The organism is Bdellovibrio sp. SBM16, assembly GCF_056175625.1.
The window spans coordinates 147,678-173,582 of the sequence record NZ_JBJKJG010000005.1 but is presented as its reverse complement, the minus strand read 5'-3'; the positions used below and the strand labels follow the sequence as shown (position 1 = coordinate 173,582).

The 25,905-nt window shown below is 44.3% G+C and carries 28 protein-coding genes; 13 read left to right on the top strand and 15 right to left on the bottom strand.

Features of this window, described 5'->3' with window-relative positions; all coding sequences use genetic code 11:
* Window positions 1–261 precede the first annotated feature (261 nt).
* Together AC04MM_RS06410 and AC04MM_RS06405 are read right to left on the bottom strand one after the other, a co-directional pair.
* Window positions 262–597, bottom strand: a complete 336-nt coding sequence (locus AC04MM_RS06410; protein ID WP_475379502.1) for a hypothetical protein — start codon at window positions 595–597, stop codon at window positions 262–264.
* 81 nt (window positions 598–678) lie between these two features.
* Window positions 679–1,308 (bottom strand): TetR/AcrR family transcriptional regulator, encoded by a 630-nt coding sequence (locus tag AC04MM_RS06405; RefSeq protein WP_475379501.1) that lies wholly within the window; start codon window positions 1,306–1,308, stop codon window positions 679–681.
* A gap of 58 nt (window positions 1,309–1,366) precedes the next feature.
* On the opposite strand from AC04MM_RS06405, the gene AC04MM_RS06400 reads away from it, so the two are divergent.
* The gene (locus AC04MM_RS06400) at window positions 1,367–2,695 is read left to right on the top strand and encodes a penicillin-binding transpeptidase domain-containing protein (RefSeq protein WP_475379500.1); all 1,329 of its coding nucleotides are present in this window, start codon (window positions 1,367–1,369) and stop codon (window positions 2,693–2,695) included.
* Here AC04MM_RS06400 and AC04MM_RS06395 read toward each other — a convergent pair.
* Complete coding sequence (locus AC04MM_RS06395; RefSeq protein WP_475379499.1) at window positions 2,622–3,395, bottom strand: exodeoxyribonuclease III; 774 nt, start codon at window positions 3,393–3,395, stop codon at window positions 2,622–2,624. The two genes, AC04MM_RS06400 and AC04MM_RS06395, sit on opposite strands and share 74 nt — an antisense overlap.
* Before the next feature lie 29 nt (window positions 3,396–3,424).
* Here AC04MM_RS06395 and AC04MM_RS06390 point away from each other — a divergent pair, with 29 nt between their 5' ends.
* Together AC04MM_RS06390 and AC04MM_RS06385 are read left to right on the top strand one after the other, a co-directional pair.
* A complete protein-coding gene (locus AC04MM_RS06390) occupies window positions 3,425–4,540 on the top strand; it encodes a hypothetical protein (protein ID WP_475379498.1) in 1,116 nt (371 codons plus the stop codon).
* 9 nt (window positions 4,541–4,549) lie between these two features.
* The gene (locus AC04MM_RS06385; RefSeq protein WP_475379497.1) at window positions 4,550–5,047 is read left to right on the top strand and encodes an FBP domain-containing protein; all 498 of its coding nucleotides are present in this window, start codon (window positions 4,550–4,552) and stop codon (window positions 5,045–5,047) included.
* On the opposite strand, the gene AC04MM_RS06380 is transcribed toward AC04MM_RS06385, so the two are convergent.
* The 3 genes from AC04MM_RS06380 to AC04MM_RS06370 form a co-directional block, all read right to left on the bottom strand.
* Entirely contained in the window at window positions 5,032–6,099 is a 1,068-nt protein-coding gene (locus tag AC04MM_RS06380) for a DUF2515 family protein (RefSeq protein WP_475379496.1), read from the bottom strand. The two genes, AC04MM_RS06385 and AC04MM_RS06380, sit on opposite strands and share 16 nt — an antisense overlap.
* 91 nt (window positions 6,100–6,190) lie before the next feature.
* Window positions 6,191–6,775 carry a hypothetical protein gene (locus AC04MM_RS06375; protein WP_475379495.1) on the bottom strand — a complete coding sequence of 195 codons (585 nt, stop codon included), beginning with the start codon at window positions 6,773–6,775 and terminating at the stop codon, window positions 6,191–6,193.
* Between the two features lie 198 nt (window positions 6,776–6,973).
* On the bottom strand, window positions 6,974–8,581 hold the full coding sequence (locus tag AC04MM_RS06370; RefSeq protein WP_475379494.1) for a S41 family peptidase: 1,608 nt from the start codon (window positions 8,579–8,581) through the stop codon (window positions 6,974–6,976).
* Between the two features lie 269 nt (window positions 8,582–8,850).
* Between AC04MM_RS06370 and rfaD the strand changes: the two genes are divergently transcribed.
* Genes rfaD through AC04MM_RS06355 form a run of 3 tightly spaced genes read left to right on the top strand, consistent with a single transcriptional unit; the run spans window position 8,851 to window position 12,255 of the window.
* Complete coding sequence (gene rfaD, locus AC04MM_RS06365; RefSeq protein ID WP_475379493.1) at window positions 8,851–9,819, top strand: ADP-glyceromanno-heptose 6-epimerase; 969 nt, start codon at window positions 8,851–8,853, stop codon at window positions 9,817–9,819.
* 2 nt (window positions 9,820–9,821) lie between these two features.
* Window positions 9,822–11,477 (top strand): aromatic amino acid hydroxylase, encoded by a 1,656-nt coding sequence (locus AC04MM_RS06360; RefSeq protein WP_475379492.1) that lies wholly within the window; start codon window positions 9,822–9,824, stop codon window positions 11,475–11,477.
* Window positions 11,464–12,255, top strand: coding sequence for an RNA methyltransferase (locus tag AC04MM_RS06355; RefSeq protein ID WP_475379491.1), 792 nt, complete (start codon window positions 11,464–11,466; stop codon window positions 12,253–12,255). Before AC04MM_RS06360 ends, AC04MM_RS06355 begins: the two co-directional genes overlap by 14 nt.
* On the opposite strand, the gene AC04MM_RS06350 is transcribed toward AC04MM_RS06355, so the two are convergent.
* Window positions 12,252–12,620 carry a hypothetical protein gene (locus AC04MM_RS06350; RefSeq protein WP_475379490.1) on the bottom strand — a complete coding sequence of 123 codons (369 nt, stop codon included), beginning with the start codon at window positions 12,618–12,620 and terminating at the stop codon, window positions 12,252–12,254. The genes AC04MM_RS06355 and AC04MM_RS06350 overlap by 4 nt on opposite strands.
* Before the next feature lie 85 nt (window positions 12,621–12,705).
* Here AC04MM_RS06350 and AC04MM_RS06345 point away from each other — a divergent pair, with 85 nt between their 5' ends.
* Together AC04MM_RS06345 and AC04MM_RS06340 are read left to right on the top strand one after the other, a co-directional pair.
* On the top strand, window positions 12,706–13,812 hold the full coding sequence (locus tag AC04MM_RS06345) for a CapA family protein (RefSeq protein ID WP_475379489.1): 1,107 nt from the start codon (window positions 12,706–12,708) through the stop codon (window positions 13,810–13,812).
* Window positions 13,813–13,829: 17 nt separating this feature from the next.
* A complete protein-coding gene (locus tag AC04MM_RS06340) occupies window positions 13,830–14,210 on the top strand; it encodes a hypothetical protein (RefSeq protein ID WP_475379488.1) in 381 nt (126 codons plus the stop codon).
* Here AC04MM_RS06340 and AC04MM_RS06335 read toward each other — a convergent pair.
* The 6 genes from AC04MM_RS06335 to AC04MM_RS06310 are packed head-to-tail and all read right to left on the bottom strand — an operon-like array spanning window position 14,191 to window position 20,328.
* Window positions 14,191–14,607 (bottom strand): hypothetical protein, encoded by a 417-nt coding sequence (locus AC04MM_RS06335; RefSeq protein WP_475379487.1) that lies wholly within the window; start codon window positions 14,605–14,607, stop codon window positions 14,191–14,193. The two genes, AC04MM_RS06340 and AC04MM_RS06335, sit on opposite strands and share 20 nt — an antisense overlap.
* Before the next feature lie 6 nt (window positions 14,608–14,613).
* The gene (locus AC04MM_RS06330) at window positions 14,614–15,699 is read right to left on the bottom strand and encodes a calcium:cation antiporter (protein ID WP_475379486.1); all 1,086 of its coding nucleotides are present in this window, start codon (window positions 15,697–15,699) and stop codon (window positions 14,614–14,616) included.
* Between the two features lie 3 nt (window positions 15,700–15,702).
* A complete protein-coding gene (ribD, locus tag AC04MM_RS06325) occupies window positions 15,703–16,791 on the bottom strand; it encodes a bifunctional diaminohydroxyphosphoribosylaminopyrimidine deaminase/5-amino-6-(5-phosphoribosylamino)uracil reductase RibD (protein WP_475379485.1) in 1,089 nt (362 codons plus the stop codon).
* A 15-nt stretch (window positions 16,792–16,806) separates the two neighbouring features.
* The gene (locus tag AC04MM_RS06320) at window positions 16,807–17,934 is read right to left on the bottom strand and encodes a homogentisate 1,2-dioxygenase (RefSeq protein WP_475379484.1); all 1,128 of its coding nucleotides are present in this window, start codon (window positions 17,932–17,934) and stop codon (window positions 16,807–16,809) included.
* The gene (gene hppD / locus AC04MM_RS06315; RefSeq protein ID WP_475379483.1) at window positions 17,934–19,034 is read right to left on the bottom strand and encodes a 4-hydroxyphenylpyruvate dioxygenase; all 1,101 of its coding nucleotides are present in this window, start codon (window positions 19,032–19,034) and stop codon (window positions 17,934–17,936) included. The genes AC04MM_RS06320 and hppD overlap by 1 nt, the downstream gene beginning before the upstream one ends.
* Window positions 19,035–19,086: 52 nt before the next feature.
* Window positions 19,087–20,328 carry a DEAD/DEAH box helicase gene (locus tag AC04MM_RS06310; protein WP_475379482.1) on the bottom strand — a complete coding sequence of 414 codons (1,242 nt, stop codon included), beginning with the start codon at window positions 20,326–20,328 and terminating at the stop codon, window positions 19,087–19,089.
* A 55-nt stretch (window positions 20,329–20,383) separates the two neighbouring features.
* Between AC04MM_RS06310 and AC04MM_RS06305 the strand changes: the two genes are divergently transcribed.
* Genes AC04MM_RS06305 through AC04MM_RS06295 form a run of 3 tightly spaced genes read left to right on the top strand, consistent with a single transcriptional unit; the run spans window position 20,384 to window position 22,865 of the window.
* Complete coding sequence (locus tag AC04MM_RS06305; protein ID WP_475379481.1) at window positions 20,384–20,785, top strand: rhodanese-like domain-containing protein; 402 nt, start codon at window positions 20,384–20,386, stop codon at window positions 20,783–20,785.
* Window positions 20,786–20,804: 19 nt separating this feature from the next.
* Window positions 20,805–22,184 (top strand): HAD-IG family 5'-nucleotidase, encoded by a 1,380-nt coding sequence (locus tag AC04MM_RS06300; protein ID WP_475379480.1) that lies wholly within the window; start codon window positions 20,805–20,807, stop codon window positions 22,182–22,184.
* Between the two features lie 33 nt (window positions 22,185–22,217).
* Window positions 22,218–22,865 carry a YiaD family glycine zipper/OmpA-like lipoprotein gene (locus AC04MM_RS06295; protein WP_475379479.1) on the top strand — a complete coding sequence of 216 codons (648 nt, stop codon included), beginning with the start codon at window positions 22,218–22,220 and terminating at the stop codon, window positions 22,863–22,865.
* Window positions 22,866–22,949: 84 nt separating this feature from the next.
* On the opposite strand, the gene AC04MM_RS06290 is transcribed toward AC04MM_RS06295, so the two are convergent.
* Window positions 22,950–23,402: a hypothetical protein gene (locus AC04MM_RS06290; RefSeq protein WP_475379478.1), complete on the bottom strand. Its 453-nt coding sequence runs from the start codon at window positions 23,400–23,402 to the stop codon at window positions 22,950–22,952.
* 90 nt (window positions 23,403–23,492) lie between these two features.
* The gene (locus AC04MM_RS06285; RefSeq protein WP_475379477.1) at window positions 23,493–24,248 is read right to left on the bottom strand and encodes a hypothetical protein; all 756 of its coding nucleotides are present in this window, start codon (window positions 24,246–24,248) and stop codon (window positions 23,493–23,495) included.
* 152 nt (window positions 24,249–24,400) lie between these two features.
* On the opposite strand from AC04MM_RS06285, the gene AC04MM_RS06280 reads away from it, so the two are divergent.
* Window positions 24,401–25,108 carry a DUF2520 domain-containing protein gene (locus tag AC04MM_RS06280; RefSeq protein ID WP_475379476.1) on the top strand — a complete coding sequence of 236 codons (708 nt, stop codon included), beginning with the start codon at window positions 24,401–24,403 and terminating at the stop codon, window positions 25,106–25,108.
* A 4-nt stretch (window positions 25,109–25,112) separates the two neighbouring features.
* Complete coding sequence (gene panB, locus AC04MM_RS06275) at window positions 25,113–25,904, top strand: 3-methyl-2-oxobutanoate hydroxymethyltransferase (protein WP_475379475.1); 792 nt, start codon at window positions 25,113–25,115, stop codon at window positions 25,902–25,904.
* Window position 25,905 lies beyond the last annotated feature (1 nt).

Genomic DNA, 25,905 nt, shown 5'->3' with positions numbered 1-25,905 from the left:
TCGCCCAAACTCAATAAATTCGTTTTCATAATGAATTTAGAGCCCAGTCTTATCGGCATCTTCGCCAATTTACTTAAGTTCCAAAATGGAACTGCACACATATAAATAGAATTTTGTAATTTATGCAACGAAAATCTTACAGAAAATGAAATCTGCTAAATTATTGATTTCATTATTTTATTTTCAATAGATTGGTCTAGTTGCTAGGCGTTATTTAGCTGATATTGCATAAAAATGATCTGAAGTGACATGCAATACAGACTATTTAAGACAATTTTCAACGCTCTTAATGATCAAATCGGTCTGATCCGCCAGCTTTTCGGCTAGCTCTTGGCCTTTCTCACCGCGTTTACGTAACGAGCTTGCCGCCGTTAACATGCTGTTTGACACCGTCTTATGGGCGCGGCCCGACGACTCCTTAAGCGCATCGGCATAGGAATCCAATGAATCTGCCACCATATCATGGTTCTTAATCAGACTGCCCTGCACGGCCAACTGCGCCTCTTTCATTTGTCGTAATTGTGATACTAAAGCTGAACAATCGCTAGCTTGGGCAAACAACGGGCTGATTACTAATAATAAAATGATGGTTTTCATAACCAGCAGATCATTGCAAAGTAGTGTCCAAACTCTAAAGCGCTCTACTGGCTTATACAGGCCCTGACGGCCATTTTTTGTTTAGCCCTTAATAAAATTTTCAAACTCGTCGCGAGTTTGGCCACTTAAATAAGGCAATAACATTCGCATAATATGACGGCGGGCTTTCTCAAAAGCCTTAGTGCTTGGCACTTCACCGCGGTCCGAGGTTTCAAAAAACTGCATAAAGCTGTTTGAAGAGACGAATAATAACTCACCGATGTATTCCATTTCATATTTTGATTTCATCGGCGTCATGTAACCGGCTTTAACCCAGTGTTTGTACATGATAATCATTAACAGCCCTAATTTTTTCATATGCTGTTTCCACAGTTTTGACAATTCAGGATCTTTTTTTCTTAAGGTAAAGGTCTCGCGGTGAAAGAATCTGTACTTCCAGTATAATGCCAGATTTTTTTCGATAAACTGCTGTAAGTGAATCTGCTGGTTTTTCTTTGCCAGCTTGGTTTGCGGCTTCCACACTTCAACAGTCTCAGCCGATAATTTTTTAAAAATTTCTCTGACGATCTGTTCTTTGTTTTTGTAGTGAAAATATAGATTACCCGGACTCATTTTCAGCTCTTTAGCGATATCATTCGTTGTCACGTCTGTGGCACCGTCTTTATTAAACAATCCTAAAGCCCCTACTAAAATTCTCTCTTTGGTCTTCATATATTCGTCCTCATAAATATTTTGGAGATATCCTAATCATTATGTTAAGATTATTTCTATGATTCAAGGAAGAAGTCTAATCACCAAATGGATTTTGGTGCCAACAACAATAATCGCCGTTTCCGCTCTGTTCTATTTCAGAGATAACTCTACAAATGCAGACGGAACTCATGAAAAAACCACAGCCTTAGGAACCCAGTCAGAAGCGAGAAAAAAACTTTCTGATGCCCTTGGCCGCTCACTTTGGAATAATCAGCTGCCGACCAAGCTTGAAATTGCAGACGAAGGTCCAGTAAACGTGAAATACACGCTGGATAAAGACCTGCAACAGCAATCAGAAAAATTATTATTACGCTACAAACCTGATTATGGCGCGATCGTGATGATGGATGCCACCACCGGAAAAATTCTGGCACTGACCAGTTATGTAAAAGGCCAACCCAAAGCCGAAAACCTGGCTTTACGCGCAACCTTTCCGGCCGCATCGATTTTTAAAATTATCACCGCCGCAACCGCTGTTGACCGCAAAGGTGTTGAACCGCAGGATAAAATCGCTTTTAACGGCGGCAATTACACGCTTTACAAAAAAAACGTGTTATCAGAAAACGTCAACCGCTGGACACGCTTTATCTCACTTAAAGATGCATTTGCCAGATCTATCAATACTGCGTTTGGCCGTTTAACTCTCGAAAACTTAGATCCGAAAGATTTATCTGAGTATTCAAAACGGTTTATGTTTAATAAATTTATCCCTGCCGATTTTTCTCTAGAGCAAAGTCAGGCGCTGGTCCCTGAAGAAAAAGGCTTTGAGATGGCGCAAGTGGCATCCGGCTACAACCGCTTTAACACCATGAGCCCGGTGCACGGGGCGATGATCGCAGCCTCGATCATCAATGACGGTAAAATCGTAGCCCCATACCTGATTGATGAAATAGCCACCGATGACCATGAGCTTGTGTACCGAGGCGAAACTTATGAGATCGGCCAGGCGATCACGGCCGAGTCGGCGGCCAAAGTGCGCGAGATGATGGAGCAAACAGTTCTAACCGGTACATCCCGCAAAACGTTTCGTAAACTGGTGCGCGATAAAAAATACCGCGAGGTTGAAATGGGCGGAAAAACCGGCCACTTCTCGGGCACTAACCCTAAAGGCACCAATGACTGGTTTGTGGGTTATGCTTCTGATGGTGAAAACAAAGTCGCAATCGCAGCAATTACGGTAAATATCCAGAAGTGGACCGTTAAGTCTTCAGCGTTAGCAGAAATGATGTTTCGTGAACACTTTAGACCAGGCCCAAGCTTAAAAGAAGGCACTAAAAACTCAAGTCGACCATCACGGGGCAATGGTCAGAACCTTCTTGCTGGCAAAGGATCTGACAAGTTTTAAGGTTTTTTACCAGGTTCGGCGTAACGCAGATATAGTCGATACGCCAGCCGTTGTTTTTCTTTCTCGCTTCGTCTTTATATGACCACCACGAATAGACATTTTTAGCCTCAGGGTAAAAATGTCTGAAACAATCGACAAATCCCATTTTTAAAAAATCAGAAAACCACGCCCGCTCTTCCGGTAAAAAACCAGATTCGGTCGAAAGCGCTTTTGGCGCATAAACGTCGGCTTCAAGGTGTGCGATATTGTAATCGCCCACGAGTATGATGTCTCTGCCGCGTTTGATCTCAAACGACAGGTGCAGGGCTAAATCTTTTAAGAAATTTTGTTTAAAGGTGTGGCGCTCACCGCCTGAGCCGCCATTGGGAAAATAAATATTATATAAATCAAAATACTGGTGTTGCGTCCACACCACACGGCCCTCATTGTCGTAATCAGGCTTATCAATGCCTTTGATCACATTAATCGGGCTTTGGTTCATAAAGGTGGCGACACCTGAATAGCCTTTGCGTTCGGCTGATGACCAGTACGAGTTTTTATAACCCAGAGTTCTGATCTCGGGCTCAACTTGGTCGATGTGAGCTTTGGTCTCCTGTAAACAAAGAATATCGGGTTTATAGGTTTCAATAAAAGTCGGCAGTGTTTTTTCATAACACGCACGCACTCCATTAACATTCCAGGTCACGATTCTTTGATTCATAGGCAAATATTAAGTATCGTAGAGTAACTATGTCAGTCAAAGATAACTTTATTCAGCACTTAGCCAATACGTTTCCGCAAATTTCCCGCGAGGTGATGACTAATCTTATCTCTGAGCAGCTGATCTGCCCGCACCGCGTGATCTTACCTAAACCTGTACTCGAAGATCTTAAATCTGAAATAAAGCAGCTCTACGCGCTACGCAGTTGGTCCGAAAAAAACTTAAGCGCCCAGTACGAAAATTTCGGTGTAAAGAAAGCTCCGAATTTAAGCGTGTGCACCAGTTTTGATTTTCATCTGGTCAACGGTCACGAACCCAAGCTGATCGAGATCAACACCAACGCCGCTTTCTTGGCATTAGGTATAGCTCTATATGATTTCTGGCAGGTAAAGCCGGCGACTGGTTTTGATTTTGCCAAAATGGTTGCCATGTTTCGTGAAGAAGCGCGTTTGGTCGGACAAAGTTCGCCAAACCTGGCCATCATGGATGAAAAACCAGAACAACAAAGATTGTTTATAGAATTTCTGATTTACCAACAGGTTTTTGCACAGGCTGGCATCGACTGTAAAATAATCGATGTGCCGCAAGTTGCAGAACTTGCGGCGGGCACCTTAATTTACAACCGCTATACTGATTTTTACTTAAAAGAACCGCAGTCGCTGCAATTAAAAGACCTATACAATGCAGGTAAAGTGCATTTATCGCCGACCCCGTGGGAGTATTTTTTAGTTGGCGATAAACAGCGTTTATCCGACTGGCAAAAGCAGACTGAACTGCCGGTGCCTAAGAGCTTACTTAAAATTTATGACTTGGCGACAGCGGATAAAGATCAAATCTGGAATGAGCGCAAAAAACTGTTCTTTAAACCGAAAGCCAGTTTTGGCAGTAAGCAGGCCTATAATGGCGCCAGCATGAGCCGCAAAGTTTTTGATGAAGCCTTTGCCCAGGGCTTTGTCGCACAAGAGTATGCGCCACCGCCTGAAGTCGATGTGCTGCACGACAACCAGAACTTGCGCCTGAAATACGATCTTCGCTGCTATACTTACAAAGATGAATTACAGCTCGTGATCGCCAGACTTTATCAAGGACAAACAACCAATTTAAAAACCATCGGTGGTGGTTTTGCCATTGTTGATTTTGTCTAGGAGTTTATCATGATGAACACATCAAACAATTTTTTGACCGAAAATGTTTTTACCATCGATTCAGAAAAAGACCTGACACAAGCGTTTCGCCTACGCGACCAGAAAAAACTGGTGCTGCCAAATAATTTAAAATTTCCAATGAATATCAGATCCTACTACACCTGGCGCGAATCTTCAGGTGTTTACACCTTTTTACTGTACAAAGCCCCCCACTGGGACCGCCCACGCGGTATCGCTTTTAAGCGCAGCCACCACTCCGGCGAACCGGTCGGTGGATTATGTAACTGGTGCAATGCCTACGGCACCTCAGAAGAAATCGGTATGTTATCAGTAACCATTAACGCCAACACAAGCTATGGATATTTTATCTGCCAGGATTTACGCTGCATCGAAAAAATCGAAGAAGCCGCAGCCCTCGCCGGCCGTAGCCCCGAGAAGTGGATCAGCCAGCTGTACCAGAAGATGAATCGGTTTTTTGAGAATATCAGTAATTACAAGCCGGATTGATCAGCCAAAACCAGATAATCATTAATCACCTGATACGATTCCAGCAACGACGGCTGTAACACCACCTGAATCGCAGGAATCGTGCCCAGTTCTTGTAAATACGCCGCTTGTTCAGCGACCACGTACTTCTGCCATGCAAAGCGCGTCGGAAAGTGTGCTAGGTTCGGGTAAGTAAAATGTTTGATTGAGTACTTGTTAAAACTTTCGATTTTTCTTCCGCCCGGGCCTTTAAGTTCGGCTTTAGCCAGTCCGTTAAATAGGCCTAAGGCGCTGGCGGTCTGCGCATCGAACGGGTCATACAGCTGCGGCTGCAAAATATTGTGCTGTTCGATGTAGATTAATTTTTTGTTGGCCTCTAAGTAGCGGCCCAAGTCCATATCGTTCCAAACGTATAAGAATCTCTCAAAGTGAGCGGCGCGGCGTGGTTCTTTTTGCATTAAGGTTTTATTAAGCGCGATAATCTCATCAAAGCCGCAGGCTGTGTAAGCTAAATGCTGCCAGTAAATATCTGAGTACACGCGCCAGTTACCATCGGCCGTTAAAGATTTAATGCGGTCGATATTGGCTAACAGCAATGCTGGCACCAGCGGTACATCTTTATGAAGTGACTCTAAACGTTTAAAAATATAATGCTGGCGTGAGTCTTTAGGGTACTGATCGGCTAAACCCGCCTGCAGCGCATGCCCCACTGTGACCGACGCCTGCGAACCGGCGGCGATCCAGATGTATTTTACCGTCGGAGTTGGTGTGTTCTGTAATTTTAACGAGTGCGTAAATAATCGGTTGTACGCTGCACTTATCAGTAAATTTCTGATCACCATGACTTCGTCTTGATTTAAATCTTTGATTTTATTCTGCAGCGGTTTTACCGAAATCATCTTCTGTGCGATCGCCTGCCAGGTGTACGGGTTATGACTTTGGCAGTGTTGCTTCATGCCTTCGATATCTAGCTCCCAGTACTGGCTTAGGGTTTCGTCATAATCGGCGTAGGCTGCAAAAGCCGAACTTACAAACGAAATTACAAATAGCATTAACAACAGACGGGTTTTCATAGTGCCACCTTCTCACAAAACGACCACCAATATGGGATTTTTTCACCGGGCTTGCAAGATTTTCCCGAGTCTGTCGGGAAAAATGACATCTCTATTTATAATCTGCGTTCTTAAAAGCCTTGATACAGCCGCGGATTTCAGGGCTTACCAGGATCAGATCTTCTTCTAACTGCCACGGCTCTTTTTTCCAGCGTGAGCTGTGCTTGTATAAAAAGTAATTTACCGTAGCGGTGGCCTTAGTTTCAGCACTGAGGGCTGCGCTAGTCGCCTGTAAACTTAAATTCCATAGCTTTAAATCATTGGGGCACAAAAAATCTTTATAGTTTGATTCTGAGTAAATATTTAACGACGAGGCAAATTGATCTTTCTCATACACCACGGCTTTGATATTGCCGTTTTTTATTTTTACGCGGTTCGCGATCACGGCCGCGATCACCTCAACCAGTTTATCGTTAAGCTCGGCACAGCGTGCGGCTTTGACCTCGGCATACACCAGACGCGCCATTAGCTGTCGGTCGCTATCACTGGCTAAAGCTTTTTTGTAGGCATTGTACTTAGCCTTAGTTTTGCCATTGGCTTTAATCTGGGCGGTGATCGCTGCAACTTTTTTGGCGTTATCAACACAATATGGCAGCGTATCGCCACCCTGGCGGGCCAAGGCACTTTGCAAAAACACTACGGCGAATAGGCACAGAAAAATCTTTATCATCTAAAGACAGGCTATCAATTTAAGATATTTTTAGGTAGCGCTAAAATATTAAAGCCCGCCATCGTCTCACGACTTAACATTACCCGGGTGATATAACTTTTTAACGATTCTTTTTTAACACCCACAATGGCCCGCTCAGCGCGCGGCGATGCAGACCCTTGATTTTTAATACTCAGGTGAAACTTCGTTGCTGTTGTACTGAAGTGCCACAAATGACATCAGTTCGGTACACGACAAGTGATCAACTGCTTTTGAAATCACCGCATCCTGAATGTTCAGGCTATTAACTTTGGTGCAAGACTGCAGCGGCAACACTAAGTTTTTATTCGACGAAACCAGGTTTACCGGTTTGATCGGATTAATAAAATTATTCTGCTCACTTGAATCGCTGGCAATAGCCTCCGGCAACTCTACATCCGGCGTGATCCCGTAAAACTGCGTGGATCTTCCGCTTGGCAACAAATAAAAACCTTTGGTTCTGAAAAAACCGATTTTTTCTGATTTCTCCCAGTGTTCGATCTCTTGAAAAGTACCTTTACCAAAAGTTTTCGCGCCGATCACGATACCGCGGCGGTATTCCTGAATCGCACCGGCAAATAATTCTGCCGCGCTGGCTGAGTTGGTGTTGACCAAGACGGCAAGCGCACCGGAATAAAGTCTCTCGGCACTAGTTAGCACCACTTCGTTAGATTTTGATAAATCAAAATACTGTACTGAATAAATTGTTTTATCCTGACCGATAAATAAACCCGCTAAACACGCAGCTTCTGATAAGCGGCCGCCCGGATTATCACGCAAGTCTAAAACTAAACCGGAGATGTTTTTATCAGCCATGCTTAAGATCGCATCGCGCACTTCATTACAGGTATTTGTCGAAAAACGTGAAATTGAAATCACTCCGAAATTACGCGGACCGGTTACAACTTCGGCATGCACCTGACTTAAAACACGGTAACTGCGCTGGATATTTTTAATCAGCGTTGAACCGTCACGCTTAATATTAAGATTAAAAATACGCACAGAACGGTCACGTAAGATCATAGCTGCATCCGATAAACTTAAGCTATCGGCTTTCTGCCCGTTAAGTGTATTTACGATATCGCCAACCTGTAATCCGGCCTGATCTGCATCTGAGTTACGCACCACTTTTTTAATGCGTAACTGACCACGGCTGTCTTTTTCAAAACTTAAACCCACAAAGTAAGGCGAACGCTCAGACGTAGAACTTACCTGATCAAAATAAGCCATGGGTAAGATATAGGTGTGCGGGTCTTTGCTGACCGACAGATAGCCGTTAATCCCCTGGGCTAGTAAATAGCGCACCGGCGTTTTGGCATCGGCCTTTTTTAAAATCTGATCCCAAAGTTTATCAAATGAAAAACTGCTGTTGATCTGCTCTTTATAGATTTTTGAAAACGGCAGTAAGGTTTCTTTTTCTTTGAAATTATCAAGGCTTGTGGTTTCAGCGTAAGCCGGCCAGATTTCACCGGTTAAGCCCAGACGTTCCTGAGTTAACGAGAGCGCGCTATTTACTGAATTTACGCAGGCTAAAAAGTATTTTTCTGATAAATGGCAGGTCTTATCGTTTACAAGTTTGCGCAGCTCTGCTTCACTTAAATCAGACTTAGCCCAATGCTCTTCGATTTTGCTGGTATCTAATTTAGACTGAGTCTGTGCGGCCTGCAGCCCGGCAGATATCCCCCCGATACCGGCCAACACAAACCCCATCAAAAACCCCATGGCTATGGTAATAACTATTCCCCACGAACGCATTTAATACACCCCTGCAATACCCCGAACATGGTTCTAACAGAACCTCTTCAGTGACAAAATAGAGCAACCTTAAGGCCACCTTTTTTTGCTCTCAGAACCAATAAAATGGCGATCTGCCCCAGTATTAGGAAAGTTTTTCAAAGCTGATCAGAATACAAACACACAAATCCCTTGCGAATGTGAAGTGTCATGCCAGATACTGGCAGGCATCTGCAGGATAGTCGTGCTGAAAGCACGCAAGTGCGTGACCCGGACTTAGGAGTTTAATCTTGATTATCGTTACTGGTGCTAATGGTTTTATTGGAAGTGCAATGGTTTGGCAGCTCAATCAAATGGGCCAAACAAATATTGTTGCCACAGACTCAGTCGACTTAACAAAACGCAATCTTTTACACAAAAGACAGTTTGTTGAATTCTTTCAGGCGCAAGAGCTCTGGAGCTTCTTAGCCACACCGGAAGCCCAGAAAAAAGTAAGCTGGATCATCCATATGGGGGCCTGCTCTTCGACGACCGAAAAAGACTGGGAATACCTGTACGAAAATAATTTCTTGTATTCGCAGCGTTTATTCGATTGGTGTGCCCGTTACAAAAAAAATCTGATCTATGCTTCTTCGGCGGCCACTTACGGTGCCGGTGAAAACGGTTTTGACGACACTTTTGATTCAGAAAAATTAAAACCACTGAACCTTTACGGCGAATCAAAAGTCATTATGGACCGCTGGGCGGTAAAACAAAAAGCCACGCCGGAAAACTGGTACGCTTTAAAATTCTTCAATGTGTTCGGTCCGAACGAATACGAAAAAGGGGCGATGGCCTCAGTCGCGTTTAAGTCTTACCATCACTTACAAAAACATGATTCGTTAGGTTTATTTAAATCTTACAACGCCAACTACATGGATGGCCGCCAGGTACGCGACTTCGTTTATGTCAAAGACGTGGTTCGCTGGATGAGTGAACTGATTGAGAAAAAACCGGCCAGCGGTATTTACAACATGGGTTTCGGCGAAACGCGCTCGTGGCTGGATATGGCCGAATCATTATTTAAAGCTTTGGGTAAAGAGAAGAAAATCAAATGGCTTGATATGCCGGAAGATATTAAAAACCAGTACCAGTATTACACGCTGGCCAACATGACAAAATGGAAACAGGCAGGCCTCAGTGAACCGCAATGGCCGCTGGAAAAAGCCATCGAAGATTATGTTAAAAATTACCTGACGCAAAAAGACCCTTGGTTATAAACATGATGAACGAACTGCCTCAGCATTTAAAAAAATACACTGTCGATCAGAATTACGCGCGCTACACGCCGGTTGATCAGGCCACTTGGCGCTACTGTTTACGCCAATTAAAAGATTTTTTATCTAAAAATGCGCATCCGGTTTATATCGAAGGTTTAGAAAAAACCGGAATCAGCGAAGAGCAGATTCCGAAGATCGAAGAGATGAGCGCCAAACTTAAAAACTTCGGCTGGACGGCAATGCCGGTATCGGGTTTTATCCCGCCAGCAGCGTTTATGGAATTACAGTCATTGTCTATTTTACCGATCGCCTCTGACATGCGCAGTATCGATCACTTACTTTACACGCCAGCGCCGGATATCGTGCACGAAGCCGCGGGCCACGCCCCGATTATCGTAGATCCTGAGTATGCAGCTTACTTAAAAGAATATGCACAGGTCGCGAAAAAAGCGATTATCTCAAAAGAAGATTTAGATTTATACGAAGCGATCCGCGAACTATCCGATGTAAAAGAAAATCCGAACTCAACTGCAGCGCAGATTGCTGACTCTGAAAAAAAATTAGAAGCAACCATTAAGGCTTCCACCCACGTTTCTGAAGCCACAGAGTTATCACGTATGAACTGGTGGACAGCTGAATACGGATTAGTCGGCACAGTTGATAAGCCGAAAATTTTCGGCGCAGGGCTATTATCGTCGGTGGGCGAATCAAAATGGTGCCTGTCAGATAAAGTTAAAAAAATTCCGCTGACTGTTGATTGCATCAAACAGACTTACGATATCACTGAACCGCAGCCGCAATTATTTGTAACTCCGGATTTTAAACACTTAGTCACCGTGTTACATCAGATGGCTGAAAAAATGGCTTACCGTACCGGCGGTAAAGCAGGCCTGGATAAAGCGATTCAGGCCAAATCGGTCAATACGGTTGAATTAGACTCTGGTCTTCAAATCAGCGGTGTCGTGAGCGAATATCTTCAGGATGCTGCAGGCCATGTGATCTACGTTAAGTTTTCCGGCCCTACACAAATCAGTAAAAATGACCAAGAGCTTGCAGGCCACAACAAAGAATACCACCAGCATGGCTACAGCTTTCCGTTGGGGCACTACACGCAAAACGGCAATACCTTAAACTATGACTCTGGTGTAACCGTGACCGGTGATTTGGTAAAAACCGAAAACGGTATTATGACATTTAAAAACTGCACCGTAAAATTTAAGGACCAAGTTCTGTTTCAACCGGAATGGGGTAACTTCGATATTACGGTCGGTAATAAAGTAACTTCGGTCTTCGGTGGCCCTGCTGACCGTAAAGCTTACGGTGATACCGATGATTTTGTAGCGGCACGTGTGCCTACCCCGAATTATTCGGCAGAACAAAAAGCGTTGTTTGCACTTTACCAAACCGTGCGTGATTACCGCAAAGCCCGCCAGGAGTGGTCAGATTCAACGACGATGGCCTTATTTGATAAGTGTTTAAATCAGGCGACGGATCAGTGGCTGTTATTCGTTGAGCTTTTAGAAATTGCGCTGATGAGTAAAATTTCGCCAGTCTTAACGAAAAAAATTGAAACCCACTTACAAACAATCAAATCCAACAACGAAAAATTGACTTCGGTCATAGATGATGGTGTACGTCTAGCTTATGCGCAAGCTTGATGTACGAATTGTTTTAGTCAAATCACTCTACGAACGAAATATCGGCCAGACCTCTCGGGCAATGGCCAATATGGGATTTAAAAATTTAATCCTTCTGGCTCCGCAATGTGATGTGACCTTCGATGCCCAGCAGGCCGCAGCCACCGGTCAGTACGCCCTACAAAACCGTAAAGTTTATAAAGACTGGGCCGAATTTTTTAAAAACGAACCGCAGGGCTTAATGATCGCAACGACGGCGCGCGATGGCCGCGGCCGCCAGGCGCAGGATTTACAAACAACTTTAAATTATTTTTTAGAAACCAATACCGAAATCAAAAAAGCATCGGATGAACCGTTTGTCGTTCATATTGTGTTCGGGCCCGAAGACGCCGGGTTAAGTGCCGAAGATATTGCGCACGCCAACTTTTGCTGTTCAATTCCGACCTTTGGCGACAACACGTCTCTGAATTTAGCCCAGGCCACATTACTTGCGATGTTTATCGCACGCTCAGTGTTTGGCGGCGACCGTACCAAATTAGAGGGGCAGCAAAAACCCAAAGCTTTACAGAAAAAAGAAGAAGGTATTTTTCCTGATGAGACAATGCGTACCTGGCTGACCGAAATGGGCTTTAACTTAGAAAAGAAAAAGATCAACGTGTATACCACTTTAAAGCGCATGCTTTTACAAAACACGCCATCGGCCAAAGAATTTCGCGTGCTGGAGATCGTCATGCAACAAAGCTTGCGCAAATTACGCGAGCTCAAAGAGCTTAAAAACGACGATCCTGCCCAACGCTAACCGGCCAGGGTTCTGACTTTTCTGATTTTTTTATCTAAGACATCAATCGTTTCTGTCAAACTGGCACCCTGCTCATGTAAATCCGCGATACGGTCATGGGCATCCTGGGTGTCTGAACCCACTAACTGCAGGTTTTCGATAACCACTTGGGTCTCTTCGATCTGGGCCTTAACCTCTTCGATTTGCTGAAACAAGGCGTGCTTTTGTTCGCTTAAGTCACGCATCGTTTCAACGAGAAACTCCTGCGGGAGCCCTTGGATTATTTTGGTTGTGGGGTTTTCTTCCTCGACAAAACTGTCTAACAACAGTGTCCACTCAGATTTTAATGTCCCTTTTGGCGAATTATGACTACCATCATCGTTCATAGGTACATTCTAGCAATGCCGTTGACTCTTGGTAACTGGACCATAGACTAGACGAAGTGGCTTTAAAGTATATTGGATCTAAAAAATGAATTTACGACTTTTATTTTTTGCGACAATTTTTAGCGCTGGATGCGCACTGGCTGAAGGTCCAGTTAGCAGCACGACGGCACCGGTAAAATCCGTTTCCGGTAGCGAGGTTCTGCTCGCATTTACCGGTGATTTGATTATCCACCAGGATCTGTACAAGCGTGTAATAAACGATCCGAAACATGATTTTTCGGTGATCTGGAAACAGACGATTCCGCATTTATCTGCTGCCGATTTTACTTACGTTAATCTTGAAGGCCCAACCGCCATGGGCATTACCAACAAACTAAAACGTAAAGGCGATGTCGGCTTTATCTATGATAATGAAGTCTACAGCGGTACGGATTTACTGTTTAACTACCACCCGACTTTAATTGATGCGCTGAAAAAATCCGGCGTTGATATTGTCTCCAACGTCAATAATCACTCCCTGGACCGCGGTTGGCGCGGCATTGATTCAACCATCGATGCCCTTACGCAAAGAGGAATGCCGTATATCGGTGTCCGCAAAGCCGGAAGCGATGAGCCGTTTTATACGCTCACTCATGTTAACGGATTTACCATTGCCTGGGTCGGCTGTACCGAAATGTTAAACGGTTTTAACGACCGTAAAAAACAGGTGCTTTTATGTTATGAGCAGCGAAGTGAACTGCTTAAAACCATCGAGCAGGTGATTGCCTATAAAAAACCGGATCTGGTGATTTTCACCCCGCACTGGGGTAACGAATACAAAGACCGCGCAACCCCGATGCAGATCGCACTGGCGCACGACGTGTTAGAAGCCGGTGCGCATGCTGTTATCGGTTCACACCCGCATGTGCTGCAGCCCATGGAGCGTTACACGACCAAAGATAAACGCGACACCATTATTTTTTATTCACTGGGAAATTTCGTGGCCTACCAGCGTGATATCGACCGTAAAAGTTCGGCGATTGTGTATTTAAAATATGTAAAAGATAAAAACGGCAAAGCGGTATTATCACAGTACTATTATGAGCCAACCACCCGACTTAAAACCGATATCTTTCCGGCCAGACATTTAAAAGATGTGGTCAAGCACGTCGAGAAATACCTAGGTCCACTGACAGCTTCTGTACTAAAATAAATCTCAGAGGTACAGTCATGAAAACGTCAGAAAAACTATTTGTTACTTTTTGCTTAGCAGTTACAACAGTCATTACCGTAGCTACGTCTAAAGTTAAAGACGATGAGCAGGGTATTAGTTATTTTGGCGCTGCTTCAAACTGCGTAAATCCAAATATCAATGAAGTTATCGGCGTAAGCAGCGACATGATTGTGTCTCCGGATGCGGTTGATTTTACCGATCTAGGCTTGCCAGAGCCAACTCTATTAATCGCCACCCAAACTTCGGTTTCAGGCACGGTAAACGGCCAACCGCGTGTTTGTAATTATTCATTAAATACCACCAGCGGCACTTTACATGTCTATGGCTGCTCGGATAACGGCGTACCGGCCTGCCAGGTTACGTTTCTTCCGCAGTAAAATATTTTTTTGCAAACCGGTAGCACAGCACGCTGGATAGTAACGCGATCAGATCGGTCGGGTCACTCTGCACGCTGATTTTAAAAAAGTACCGCGAAAAAAATTCGACAAACTGCGCGGATAAAAACGGATTTAATTTTAGCGCGCAGAAAATTACATCGGTTACGATGATCGCGGTAACCAGCAGCTTTTTCGCAAAAGCCACCCGGTACAAGGTAGCAATCAGCACTAACGCCGATACGAATAACGGAAAATAAAACAGCCCTAAAAAATCACTGAGTTTACCGGTAATAAAACCGGGATACTGATATTTTAAATAATGATCATTCAGCCCGAGCAAAACCACGGCCGTAAGAGGTATCGGATGAATAAAAAAATTAAGTCTGCTTGCAGCCATCTCACCCTAAGGAATAAAAGACATCACTAAATAAGAAAACAGCAGCACTAAATGTGTGGCACCCTGTAATGCGGTCGTTCTGCCGGTACCTAAAGTTAAACCGCCGACCATAAAAGTTAACAGCAAAAACGCCGTACCTTTCGGGTCTAAACCTAAAGTTAGCGTTCTGTTGGTCATCAGCGAAAACACACTCACTACCGGAATCGTGAGCGCAATTGAAGCTGCACCTGATCCCAGTGCCAGGTTAAGACTGGTCTGTAACTGATTGGCACGCGCTGCTGAAACCGCAGCCCAGGTTTCTGGCAATAAGACCAGTAAGGCGATCACAATACCCACTGCCGCGCGCGGAGCGTTCAGCGCCGTTACTCCGGCTTCGATTGCCGGGCTCAGTGCTTTGGCTAAGCCGATCACCACACCCAAGCTGACAAACAGGCAGATAAAACTTAACACTGTTAAACGGCGCGAAGGTTTACTTGGATCTTCACTCTCGGTTGTTGGCTCAACTTCGAAATAATCTTTATGTGTCTTGGTCTGAAAAAAAACCAGCAGCGCATATAATACGATACAGGCCACCGAGACAAAAATTAGCTGCCCGGTGCTGTAGGTAGAAGCGGCCGTTGAAGTGGTGTAGTTTGGTAACACCATGGTGATGCCGGCTAACACCGCTAAGATAGCAAGTAACGAACTGGCTCCCTGCACGTGAAAACCTAATTCACGGTAACGAAGTCCGCCTAATAATAAACACACCCCGACAATACCATTGGTGACGATAATCACCGCAGCAAACACTGTATCACGGGCCACAATCGCTGATTCTGGCGTGTCGTTGGTCATAAGAGATACGATTAATCCCACTTCGATCACCGTAACTGATAGCGCTAAAATCAACGCCCCCAGCGATGGTCCGACCCGTAACGCGATCACTTCCGCATGATGGACTGCTGTCATCACCGCCACACCTAAGAACGCCACTGCGATCGTTAAAAACCAGACATTACTGATACCAACCGAAAAAACCAGCAACATCACCACCGCCGACATGAGCGATAAAAAGTGAGTGGTATCAAAGAGACGTTTGATTTTTGCAGGCATCGTTTATATCCTTCCGGTTAAATAAAGGTCGCGACCAAAAGTTTTATGTTTCACATTTTTAAGTTCGACTTTTTCACTTAAAGTGCTGATGGCAAAATCATTTGACCATGACAGCCCGTTTTTTTGCCCGATTAAGACCGGTGCAACAAAGGCGTGTAGGCGATCGATCAGCTTGGCCTGTAAGAAGCTTGAATAAGTGCGCGCTCCACCTTCGATAAAGACCGATTTAATTTTCATATCCCACATTTGGGAAAGCAGATGATTTAAATCGGTAAATTTAACGACCTGGTAATCCTTTGAAGTCACATCGTTTTGCACGGCAAAAATGATTTTATCTTTCGCACGGGCTTCTGAGAATTTGTAAGATTTTACCTTAGCCAAAATCTTACCCTGCGGATCGATCACGATAAGATAATTTTCTTTTTTAATATGGGGGTGACGGATATCTAAGGACGGATTGTCGGTCTCGATGGTGTTACGCCCGACTAAGACAGCGTCATACCAAGCGCGCAGTTCATGTACATATTCACGCGAAGCTTCGGAGGTGATCCATTTGCTTTCGCCGGTGGCCAGGGCAATCTGCCCGTCTAACGATTGCGCTACTTTAGCGGCAACAAACGTTTTTTTCTCGCGAAAGTTTTTTAAAAACACTTCGGCCACATCTTCAAGATCTGGCTTTAAATCGCCAGTGTATTCTAAACAGCTGATCCCCGTGGCACGGATAATCTCGGCCCCCTGGCCCGCCACTAAAGGATTTGGATCTTGTAAACCGTAAACCACGCGCTTAAGCGGCATTTTCGCCAGCGCTTTTGCACATGATGGTGTCTTACCTTCGTGCGCACACGGTTCTAAGGTCACAAACACCTGAGCATTTTTAAGTTCGTGCGCAGTTAATTTGGCGTAAGCATCAACTTCGGCATGCGGCTCACCGTACTTATGGTGATATCCACTGGCCAAAAATTTACCGTTTTCATCCAGAATCACACAGCCAACCAACGGGTTCGGAGACACAAAAGGCGCACCTTGGTACGCCTCCTTGATAGCTAGCTGCATGGCTTGTTCATCTGAAAGAAAATCGCCTTTTTCAATCAAGGTAAATTCCTTTTATTATTTTTTCATCCATGATTGCCAGTAAGAATTAACTTCCGTTTTTTCAATGAACGGATCTACCTGCAATGGACGTTGAGTATCAATCATGACTGCCACTTCATCAGTGAACGTTTTCGGATTTGCCGCAGCAGCAGCAAAAGCTTTCGGATGCGGCCCATGCGGCATGCCCGCCGGATGAAACGTGATCATGTTAGCGTGTAAGTTATCACGGCTAAAGAAATTACCGGCGTGATAGAACAACACTTCATCATAATCGATATTTTGGTGATAGAACGGAACTTTAAGCGCATCTTTATCAGTTTCGATTAAACGCGGCAAGAACGTACAGACCACAAAACCGTTAGCCGCAAATGTCGTGTGTGTTGACGGCGGTAAGTGCACACGGTGAGACATCATCGGCATCATATCGTCGATGTGTAATGTGAACGGGAAGTAATCCCCTTTCCACGCAACCGTATCATAGACACATTCTTCGTAAGTGAATTTCGTCACGCTACCCGCACGGCGCACGTTGATTTCTAACGATTCAACTTTTTTGTCTTTTTTAAACTGGTACAATTCTTCTAAGTTAGGTTTGCCTAAAGCAGCCAGATCGTAGAACGCATTACGCCCCACCATGCCGCGTTCAGGTTCACGGTACATACCACTCAGTGATTCGATAATTAAAAACTGTGTGTCTTCTTCAAAAATAAACGTGTGGTGTAATGATTTTGGAATCATCACATAACTACCCACTCTAAATTTTAACAAACCGTACTCAGTTAAAACTTTTCCTGATCCGGTATGCACGAAGTATAATGATTCGCCGTCAACATTACGTAACGCCGGCAAAACATTTTTACTTTGCGAAAGATCTGTTTTTTTATTCCATTGTGAGTAGATCACAACTTCAGAGTTAAAAAGTAAACGGTTCCATTTGCCGTTCTCATACTGACAAGGCACTAAGTCGTAAAGATGCGGCTTAAGTGGCCCTTCGATCGCTGTCCAACGGGTTGGCGCTTTATCTTTCAATAAGTGCGACACCGGGCCAAAAAAACCTTTACGGCCGTGCTCTTCTTCGAACTGGCCTTCAGGGATTCCCTTGTGGCCTTGGGTGTGGGCTTTACCTTGTGAATACTGATGCATTATAAATATCCTCGTGCACGCTGGTCAGCTTCGATCGCATCGAATAAGGCCTGAAAGTTTCCGTTACCGAAACCATCGTGACCTTTACGCTGAATCACCTCAAAGAACACCGGACCGATGACGTTTTTCGTGAAGATCTGTAATAAATAACCGTCATGATCACCATCAACTAAGATCGCGTTTTTCTGTAAACGATCAATGTCTTCGGTCACCATCGGCAGACGGTCTTTTAACATCGAATAGTAAGTGCCCGGAGGCGGATTTAAAAATTCGATTTTCTGGGCGCGTAAATCTTCTAACGTCGGAATGATATCATCCGTAGTTAAAGCGATATGCTGGATACCAGAGCCTTTATATTCATCTAAATACTCCTGAATCTGTGATTTAGAATCAGACGGCTCATTGATTGGAATCGAAAATAAACCGCATGGTGAACGCATCGCCTGAGAAAGTAAGCCGGTCGATTTGCCTTTGATATCGAAATATTTAGCTTCATGAAAGTTAAAAATCTTTTCATAGAAGCCGCTCCACTTAGTCATTTCACCTTTAGGAACATTGTTGGTGAAATGATCGACGACCTTCATCCCTAAACCAACCGGGCGAACATTGTCGTTGTCTTTTACGCCGAAAATTTCAGTGTAAAGTTTGTTGTGATTTTTTTCGTCGATAAAATAGACCAATGAATCGCCGATTCCGTAGATCGCTAAAAACGGAGTTGCTCCGCGCGAAGCCTCGTTGCCGTCGTAAGCTTTTGCGCCACGGGCAACGGCATTAGCGAAAGCTTTTTCAGCATCAGCTACGCGAAAGCCCGAAGACGAAACACATGGGCCGTGTTTTTTGGCAAACTCAACCGCGAAGGTGCCCGGCTCAGTGTTTAAGATAAAGTTGATGTCACCCTGGCGGTAAAGTTTAATTTTTTTACCGGCAACAGAACCGATTTCAGTCATTCCTAAACGTTTAAACAAACCTTCGAAATGAGCAGCATCTGGGCCAGAGAATTCCAAGAAATCCACGCCATGAAGACCAATCGGATTTTGTTCAGTGATTTTTGCTTTTGACCAATCGATGGTCACAGGTGTTGGAGCAAATGTAGCAGCCATAGAATACCTCTCTAAAATATGGCTAGAATCTATCAAGCGGCCTAAAGATGGGTCAAAGATTTTGATAGAATTTTTGCACTAACGGATCGACAATAAACGAACGTGGATTCCAGCGCACAATGTGCAATCCCGAAGCATCTCTGAGGCGCGACAAGGCCACGTAGGCATGACCCGGCTCCCACAGAGCGCTTAAATCGCACCACAGCTCATCCAGGGTGGCGCCCTGCGATTTATGAATCGTTGTTGCATACGCTAAAATCAGCGGAAACTGAATGACGCTGGCTCTCACGTTGCCCTCGGCATCGAGTAGCGAAAAGGTCATTTTCTCGACTTTCACTTCGCGGCCGTAGTCTTTACGCACGATCAAGTGCTGATCTTCTTCGCCGACCAAAACCCCGCGCGTGCCGTTAACCCAGCGTTTGTTGACATCGTTTTTCATAAACATCACTCGGCAGCCGGGTTTTAATTTTAACGTCTCGGGCACCGGTGATGATTTTTTTAAACTCTGAACAAACTTTTCTTCACCGAAGTAAATAGCTTCGTATTTGAGCTCTTGTTCGCGGATCTCATTTAGTTTCTTCTGGTTATAATTATCCGATTGATCACGGCGCGGAAACAACCTGGTGCCCGGAAGTTCTTCATCGTGCGCTTTAGTGCGTCCGTTTAAAAAATCGGCCACCTTCTGGTTCATGCGCCCATTGCGGATTTCAGCCAACACATCCAAAAATTCAGAATCCTGCACCCGCTGATTATGCTTTAGCTGGCACACTTGAAAACCGGTCTGATTCCAAACCGGGTTTAAAAAACACCAGTCACGTTTTTGCCCAGCTTTTGCCACCGGCGGCAGTTGGCCAAAATCTCCGACCGCGATGATACGCATGCCACCCCACGGCAATTTTGAACCGCGCGCTTTCTGCGCTAAAGCTTCAGCAATCATCAGGGCATCGCCGGGAATCATCGAAATTTCGTCGATAATACAGCCTTCGACCTGCGCCAGGCGTTTTAACACTTTGCCGTCTTTGCTGACCCGTTCAAAGGTGGCATCCGGACCACCTTCCATAATTCCTAAACCAAAAAATGAATGAAAAGTTCGCCCCCCAAGAAGCACCGCAGCTGCACCGGTACTGGCTAATATCGGCATGGTTTTAGGGTCTAAATCCTTTGTCAGCTCTTTAACGACAAAAGACTTGCCGCTTCCGGCACCACCGGTCAGGAAGACATTTTCGCCAGAACGCAATAGTTCGAGCGCATGCGCCTGTTCCTCGGATAATTGAAAAGAGTCTGATTTTTTCACCACAGCTATACTAACCGTGTTATGACTTCAGTCAAAACGTAATCGCCCTTAGTAAATGTTGTTGCTGCACGTCTTAGCTTTGGCCTATACTAATCAACCGATGGCTTACGAATTTAAACAAAAACTACCTAATCCTAATTTTGACAATGTCTTTGATGTCACAGTTGAAGAAGTCAGCGCCAATGCCGCAAACCTTACTTTGATTGATGTGCGCCAACCGGAAGAATACACCGGCGAACTTGGACATATTCACAATGCTCAATTAGTGGTGTTGGGCGAAATCCCGAATGCCATCAGAAACATTCCCACAGATAAACCGGTAGTCTTTATCTGCCGCTCAGGCGTGCGCTCTGCTCAAGCCAGCGCCTACGCGTATTCGCAGGGAATCAAAAACACCTACAACATGCTTGGTGGCATGTTGTTATGGAATCAACTTTCACTACCAATAGAAAAATAAACTGCAAAGAAAGAAAAGAATGTCGACAGCAAAAGTTTACGTCAACAGAACCCTGAACCTTAAAAAAATCAAGTACATCGGTCTTGATATGGATCACACCTTGGTTCGCTACAATACCGAGAATTTCGAGCGCCTTTCTCACACGACCATCATCGATAAGTTAGTGACTAAAAAAGGCTACCCAGAAGTTATCAGAAAATTTCAGTTCGATTTTAATTTCGCTCTTCGCGGATTAGTGATCGACCGCCAACGCGGAAATCTATTAAAATTAAACCGCTACACGGCGATTCGTAATTCATTTCACGGTTTAAAACCACTGGATTACAAAATTCACAGAAAAATGTATCACTCAACGTATATCGACCTGTCTAAATCTGATTACTTAGCGGTGGATACATCATTCTCGTACTCTCTAGCGCATGCTTACTCGCAGTTAGTGGATTTAAAAGACTCTGAGCCCAGCCTTAAACTACCGGAGTACTCAATCATCGCTGATGACGTGTTAGATGCTTTAGATGAAGCTCACCGTGACGGCTCGTTAAAAGACGCTGTTCGCAAAAACGTTGAACACTACATCATCAAAGATGAAAAAGTTGTCCGCGCTTTAGAAAAGTATAAAAAACACGGTAAAAAAATCTTTATCGTAACTAACTCTGAGTTTCACTACTCGAAATTATTATTGGATTATGCGATTAATCCGTTCTTAAAAGACCACAAATCGTGGGTTGATCTTTTTGAGTTCGTTGTGACGTTTGCGCAGAAACCTAAATTTTTCTACGAAGATTCCAGATTCTTACGCGTAAACCCGGAAGACGGCACCATGACCAACGTTGAAGGTAAGCTTACCCCGGGTGTTTACCAGGGTGGTAATGCCAAAAAATTTACGCAAACCCTAGATCTTGAGGGCGATGACATCCTTTACATCGGTGATCATATCTACGGCGACATCTTACGTTTAAAGAAAGACTGTAACTGGCGCACAGCTATGATCATCGAAGAGCTTGAACACGAGATCAAACAGAACATCAAAGCTGAGCCGTACATGGCTGAAATTGATGCGTTAATGAAACAAAAAGAGCCGTTAGAAGATATTTTAACTGACCTGATGACCCAGAAATACGAGCGCTCTACGAAAGTCGACGAAGCCAAAATCGATCAATTACAAAAAGAGATCGGCGACTTCGACACTCAGATCAGCCAGTTAATTAAAAAACAGCAAGCACTTTACAACCCGAACTGGGGACAGTTAATGCGCGCTGGTAATGAAGAAAGTTATTTTGCGTACCAAATGGAACGTTATGCCTGCGTCTATATGAGTAAAGTCGAAGATCTATTTGATCTTTCGCCGCGTACTTACTTCAGAGCACCGCGACGCCCATTAAGTCACGAAGTACAATAAATATAAAAAAACCAATAGGAAGGATTCTCTGATATGAAAAAAACAATCACTCTTGTAATTACAGCTGCTGCTTTAATGTTTTCAAGCTGTGCAACAGAAAATAAAAACACTGCCAAAGGTGCTGGTATCGGCGCTGCTGCCGGTGCGGCTTTAGGTGCGATCATCGGCCACCAATCAGGTAACCGCGCACAAGGCGCAGTGATCGGCGGTCTATTAGGCGCTGGTATCGGTGGCTACGCAGGACGCCGTATGGATCAACAAGCCAAAGAACTGGAAAAAATCGCAGAAACTAAACGTACAGAGCAAGGTTTAGTGACCAAATTAAAAAGCGATATCTTATTTGAAACCGGTAAAGCAGACCTAAAACCACAGGCCAAAGCTAATCTTAAAGAGATGGCGACCATTATGAAAAAATACCCTGAGAACGTTTTGGCGGTTAAAGGTTACACTGATGCCACTGGTTCAGATAAAACCAACCAAACACTTTCACAAAAACGTGCTGATGCAGTTCGTGCCGAATTAACAGCTAACGGCATGCCAAGCACAACTATTTCTACTGCAGGTTTAGGCCCGGCTAACCCAGTTGGCGACAACACAACCGCCGAAGGTCGCAAACAAAACCGCCGCGTAGAAATCGAAGTAACAGTTGATGAATCAAAAGTTCCAGCTGAGAAAAAATAGTTACAACTTTAAAGCTTTTTGAGGCGCCAATAAAAAACCCACGTAAGATTTACGTGGGTTTTTTTATTTCTTAAATCGAAGGACTCATTTGCACGTTGTAGCGATCGCCACCACGGTGCGGTTTTCGCCTAATGTTTTTTTGATCGTCTCTTTTAACGAAGATCCGTCTTTGGTTTTAACCGAAAACCAAACGCCATACGACAGATTCATATGCTGTAAATCAATTTCAATCGTCGTTGAATTTAACACGCGTGGATTAATACCCTGCTCAAAACGCGACGGCACATCAACCGCATCCATAAATTTTTGAATCGGCATATGGCGATTATAATTATCTGCCCGAATTTCTACGCCGCAGATACCAGAAATACTTGGGCCCGGATAGGAAACACTTAAACCCAGTTCATTTGATTCGACAGCTAAATTTGTTAAACTCACATTCGAGATTAACTCATGCCCTGATGGCGCTGCCTGCGCGATAATTCCTGAGCCGCCTAGAATAATTAACGTTGCTACTGCAATTTCTTTTACTTGCATAAAAACCCCTTTGTTGTAGATGTTTTTAGGCCAGCCCAAAGAATAAATATAATTAATAATGATTTGGATATGATTACTGTTATTTATGGATTACTTGCCGACCAGCACCATATAGTCAAATTTACCTGATGAATCCATCAAGCCGATTTTAAGTGCCGGGTTCTGGCGCAGTTTTTCCAGATCGATGCGTCGACGGATAGCCCGCGATTTATTTAACACCGTACAACCCCATGGCGAAGTGCCGGTTTTATCTTCGGTATCGCAGCGAAACAGGTTGTGGCGTTCGTCATCCGCATGCACCGGAAAATGACCCAGTGAAAATGCCAGCGGTGTAAGTTGCGTCAGGTTTTTAATTTTAGCTTGCGGGTTGGTCGCAATTAAGTTGGTCGAATAAATCGCGGCCGTAATCACGAAGATTTTTTTATCTTTATTGGCTTTAATTAATTCTGAAGCCTCCGCAAAATTTTCTTTTAAAGGAATCTCGTGGGTCTTTCCTAAGTAACTTTCTTTTTCTTCACCTAACATCAGTTCCTGATCGATTAGCACGACGTCAAAAGGCCCGTGTTTTTTTTCTAGTTCCTGTTTTAGCAGCTTCGTGAATTCGATCTGATTTTCTTTTTCTGGTTCGTAGCCGACCCAGTAGTATTTTTGCGTTTCGATATCTGATTGCAAGAAGGTCGTAATCGCCGTCACAAATGCAGCGTTATCGGCGTAATAGCTAAGCCTGATTTTAGGCTGTGTCGATTGCACTTCGCCTTTGCCGAAATACATCACCGCCATCGCGGCACCCAGCGCCAGAATCAGAGTAAATAATAACGGTCTGTAATTAGCTTTTTGTTTTTGCATTTGGCCTAAATCCCTTTAATTCGTTTTAAGCAAAATACTCTATTGCATTTGAAATAAAAAGTGTTAAGTTGCGCCTATAGAGTATACACTCTAAGTAAGTGTTTTATTGGACTTGATCGAAAGTTAGATAGTCGACAGGTACCGGAGAAAATATGAAAACGAATTTAGACCACCCAGTGGTTGCAAAACGAATATTAATTATCGGCGATGGCCGTCTGGCAAAGCATCTATTACATTGGTGCACCCAATTACAAAAACCTGTCCAACATTGGCATCGACGTTCAACAATGCCATTAAATCTGCAAAATATCGATTACGTGTGGCTGGCAATCAGCGACAGTGCTCTGGTTCCTTTTTACCAAAACACACTTAAACCATTGTTAACTGGCCAAAAAGTTGTGCACTTTAGCGGAAGCGTTCATCACAGTGATTTGATCGCGGCTCACCCACTGATGACCTTTCCCCATGACCTTTACGATCTTGAAACTTACAGTAAAATTCACTTTGGCTTAACCGGTGCAGATCAGCTAACTGATGCTTTACCTGGTTTTACCAATGCGTTTTTTAAATTACGTGCCGAAGACAAAGCACTGTACCACGCCCTGTGTGTAGCTGCAGGCAATCTGCCGCAACTACTATGGAGCGAAACAGCGCCACAGTTTGCCGATCTGAAAGTTCCGCCCCAAGCGGTGCAATTATTCTTACAACAAAGTTTAACTAACTTTTTTAACTCTGGTGCACAGGCTGTCACCGGCCCGATCGTGCGTAATGATAAAGAGACGATCAGCAAAAACCTGTCGGCACTGGAAAAAGTAAATTCAAAACTTAAACACATTTACCAAAGTTTTTTACAAGGATAGGGCCATGAAAACGATTTTGGATTTTGCCAGCAAAAAAAATAAAAAAGAAAAAATCTCGATGGTAACTTGCTACGATTACAGCTTTGCTAAAATCGTAGCTGAATCAAAGGTCGATACTATTTTAGTCGGCGATTCACTGGCCCAGGTTATCCACGGATATCCCAACACCTTACATGCAACCATAGAAATGATGGCGCTGCATACGGCAGCTGTGGCCCGTGGCGCGGGAAACAAATTTATCGTGGCCGATATGCCGTTTATGTCGACTCGCAAGGGCTTAGAAACCGCGATGAACGATGTGCAAAAATTAATGGTGGCCGGCGCCCATGCGGTAAAAATTGAAAACGCCGACGGTCACGCTGAACTAATTAAACATATCGTTGAATCCGGCGTGCCGGTGATGGGCCACCTAGGGTTAACGCCGCAATCTATCCACCAATTAGGTGGCCCGAAAATTCAAGGGCGCTCGCAAACTTCGGCCGATAAACTTCTGCATGACGCTTTAATCATGCAACAGGCCGGATGTTTCTCGTTGGTATTAGAATGTATCCCTTCGGTCTTGGCTGAAAAGGTTACCCAAAGCTTGGCTATTCCGACCATCGGTATCGGTGCGGGCTCCGGCACCGACGGCCAGGTTTTGGTTTTACAGGATATGCTGGGCATGAACCCTGAGTTTAACCCTAAATTTTTAAAAAAATTCGCAACCGAACATGGCCACATTTTAACCGCGTTAAACCAATACGCTGATGAAGTTACGGCTGTGACATTTCCGAAACCAGAAAACGGGTACGAATAAG

What these genes read in the sequence shown, in the direction of transcription:
- AC04MM_RS06340 (WP_475379488.1), top strand. Translation starts at nt 13,830, where the DNA reads ATGAAAACGTCAGAAAAACTATTTGTTACTTTTTGCTTAGCAGTTACA.
- AC04MM_RS06390 (WP_475379498.1), top strand. Translation starts at nt 3,425, where the DNA reads ATGTCAGTCAAAGATAACTTTATTCAGCACTTAGCCAATACGTTTCCG.
- AC04MM_RS06305 (WP_475379481.1), top strand. Translation starts at nt 20,384, where the DNA reads ATGTTGTTGCTGCACGTCTTAGCTTTGGCCTATACTAATCAACCGATG.
- AC04MM_RS06295 (WP_475379479.1), top strand. Translation starts at nt 22,218, where the DNA reads ATGAAAAAAACAATCACTCTTGTAATTACAGCTGCTGCTTTAATGTTT.
- AC04MM_RS06350 (WP_475379490.1), bottom strand. Translation starts at nt 12,620, where the DNA reads ATGAACGATGATGGTAGTCATAATTCGCCAAAAGGGACATTAAAATCT.
- AC04MM_RS06300 (WP_475379480.1), top strand. Translation starts at nt 20,805, where the DNA reads ATGTCGACAGCAAAAGTTTACGTCAACAGAACCCTGAACCTTAAAAAA.
- AC04MM_RS06280 (WP_475379476.1), top strand. Translation starts at nt 24,401, where the DNA reads ATGAAAACGAATTTAGACCACCCAGTGGTTGCAAAACGAATATTAATT.
- AC04MM_RS06290 (WP_475379478.1), bottom strand. Translation starts at nt 23,402, where the DNA reads ATGCAAGTAAAAGAAATTGCAGTAGCAACGTTAATTATTCTAGGCGGC.
- AC04MM_RS06360 (WP_475379492.1), top strand. Translation starts at nt 9,822, where the DNA reads ATGATGAACGAACTGCCTCAGCATTTAAAAAAATACACTGTCGATCAG.
- AC04MM_RS06355 (WP_475379491.1), top strand. Translation starts at nt 11,464, where the DNA reads ATGCGCAAGCTTGATGTACGAATTGTTTTAGTCAAATCACTCTACGAA.
- AC04MM_RS06320 (WP_475379484.1), bottom strand. Translation starts at nt 17,934, where the DNA reads ATGCATCAGTATTCACAAGGTAAAGCCCACACCCAAGGCCACAAGGGA.
- AC04MM_RS06385 (WP_475379497.1), top strand. Translation starts at nt 4,550, where the DNA reads ATGATGAACACATCAAACAATTTTTTGACCGAAAATGTTTTTACCATC.
- AC04MM_RS06330 (WP_475379486.1), bottom strand. Translation starts at nt 15,699, where the DNA reads ATGCCTGCAAAAATCAAACGTCTCTTTGATACCACTCACTTTTTATCG.
- AC04MM_RS06370 (WP_475379494.1), bottom strand. Translation starts at nt 8,581, where the DNA reads ATGCGTTCGTGGGGAATAGTTATTACCATAGCCATGGGGTTTTTGATG.
- AC04MM_RS06395 (WP_475379499.1), bottom strand. Translation starts at nt 3,395, where the DNA reads ATGAATCAAAGAATCGTGACCTGGAATGTTAATGGAGTGCGTGCGTGT.
- hppD (WP_475379483.1), bottom strand. Translation starts at nt 19,034, where the DNA reads ATGGCTGCTACATTTGCTCCAACACCTGTGACCATCGATTGGTCAAAA.
- AC04MM_RS06285 (WP_475379477.1), bottom strand. Translation starts at nt 24,248, where the DNA reads ATGCAAAAACAAAAAGCTAATTACAGACCGTTATTATTTACTCTGATT.
- AC04MM_RS06405 (WP_475379501.1), bottom strand. Translation starts at nt 1,308, where the DNA reads ATGAAGACCAAAGAGAGAATTTTAGTAGGGGCTTTAGGATTGTTTAAT.
- AC04MM_RS06410 (WP_475379502.1), bottom strand. Translation starts at nt 597, where the DNA reads ATGAAAACCATCATTTTATTATTAGTAATCAGCCCGTTGTTTGCCCAA.
- AC04MM_RS06345 (WP_475379489.1), top strand. Translation starts at nt 12,706, where the DNA reads ATGAATTTACGACTTTTATTTTTTGCGACAATTTTTAGCGCTGGATGC.
- AC04MM_RS06380 (WP_475379496.1), bottom strand. Translation starts at nt 6,099, where the DNA reads ATGAAAACCCGTCTGTTGTTAATGCTATTTGTAATTTCGTTTGTAAGT.
- AC04MM_RS06400 (WP_475379500.1), top strand. Translation starts at nt 1,367, where the DNA reads ATGATTCAAGGAAGAAGTCTAATCACCAAATGGATTTTGGTGCCAACA.
- panB (WP_475379475.1), top strand. Translation starts at nt 25,113, where the DNA reads ATGAAAACGATTTTGGATTTTGCCAGCAAAAAAAATAAAAAAGAAAAA.
- AC04MM_RS06335 (WP_475379487.1), bottom strand. Translation starts at nt 14,607, where the DNA reads ATGGCTGCAAGCAGACTTAATTTTTTTATTCATCCGATACCTCTTACG.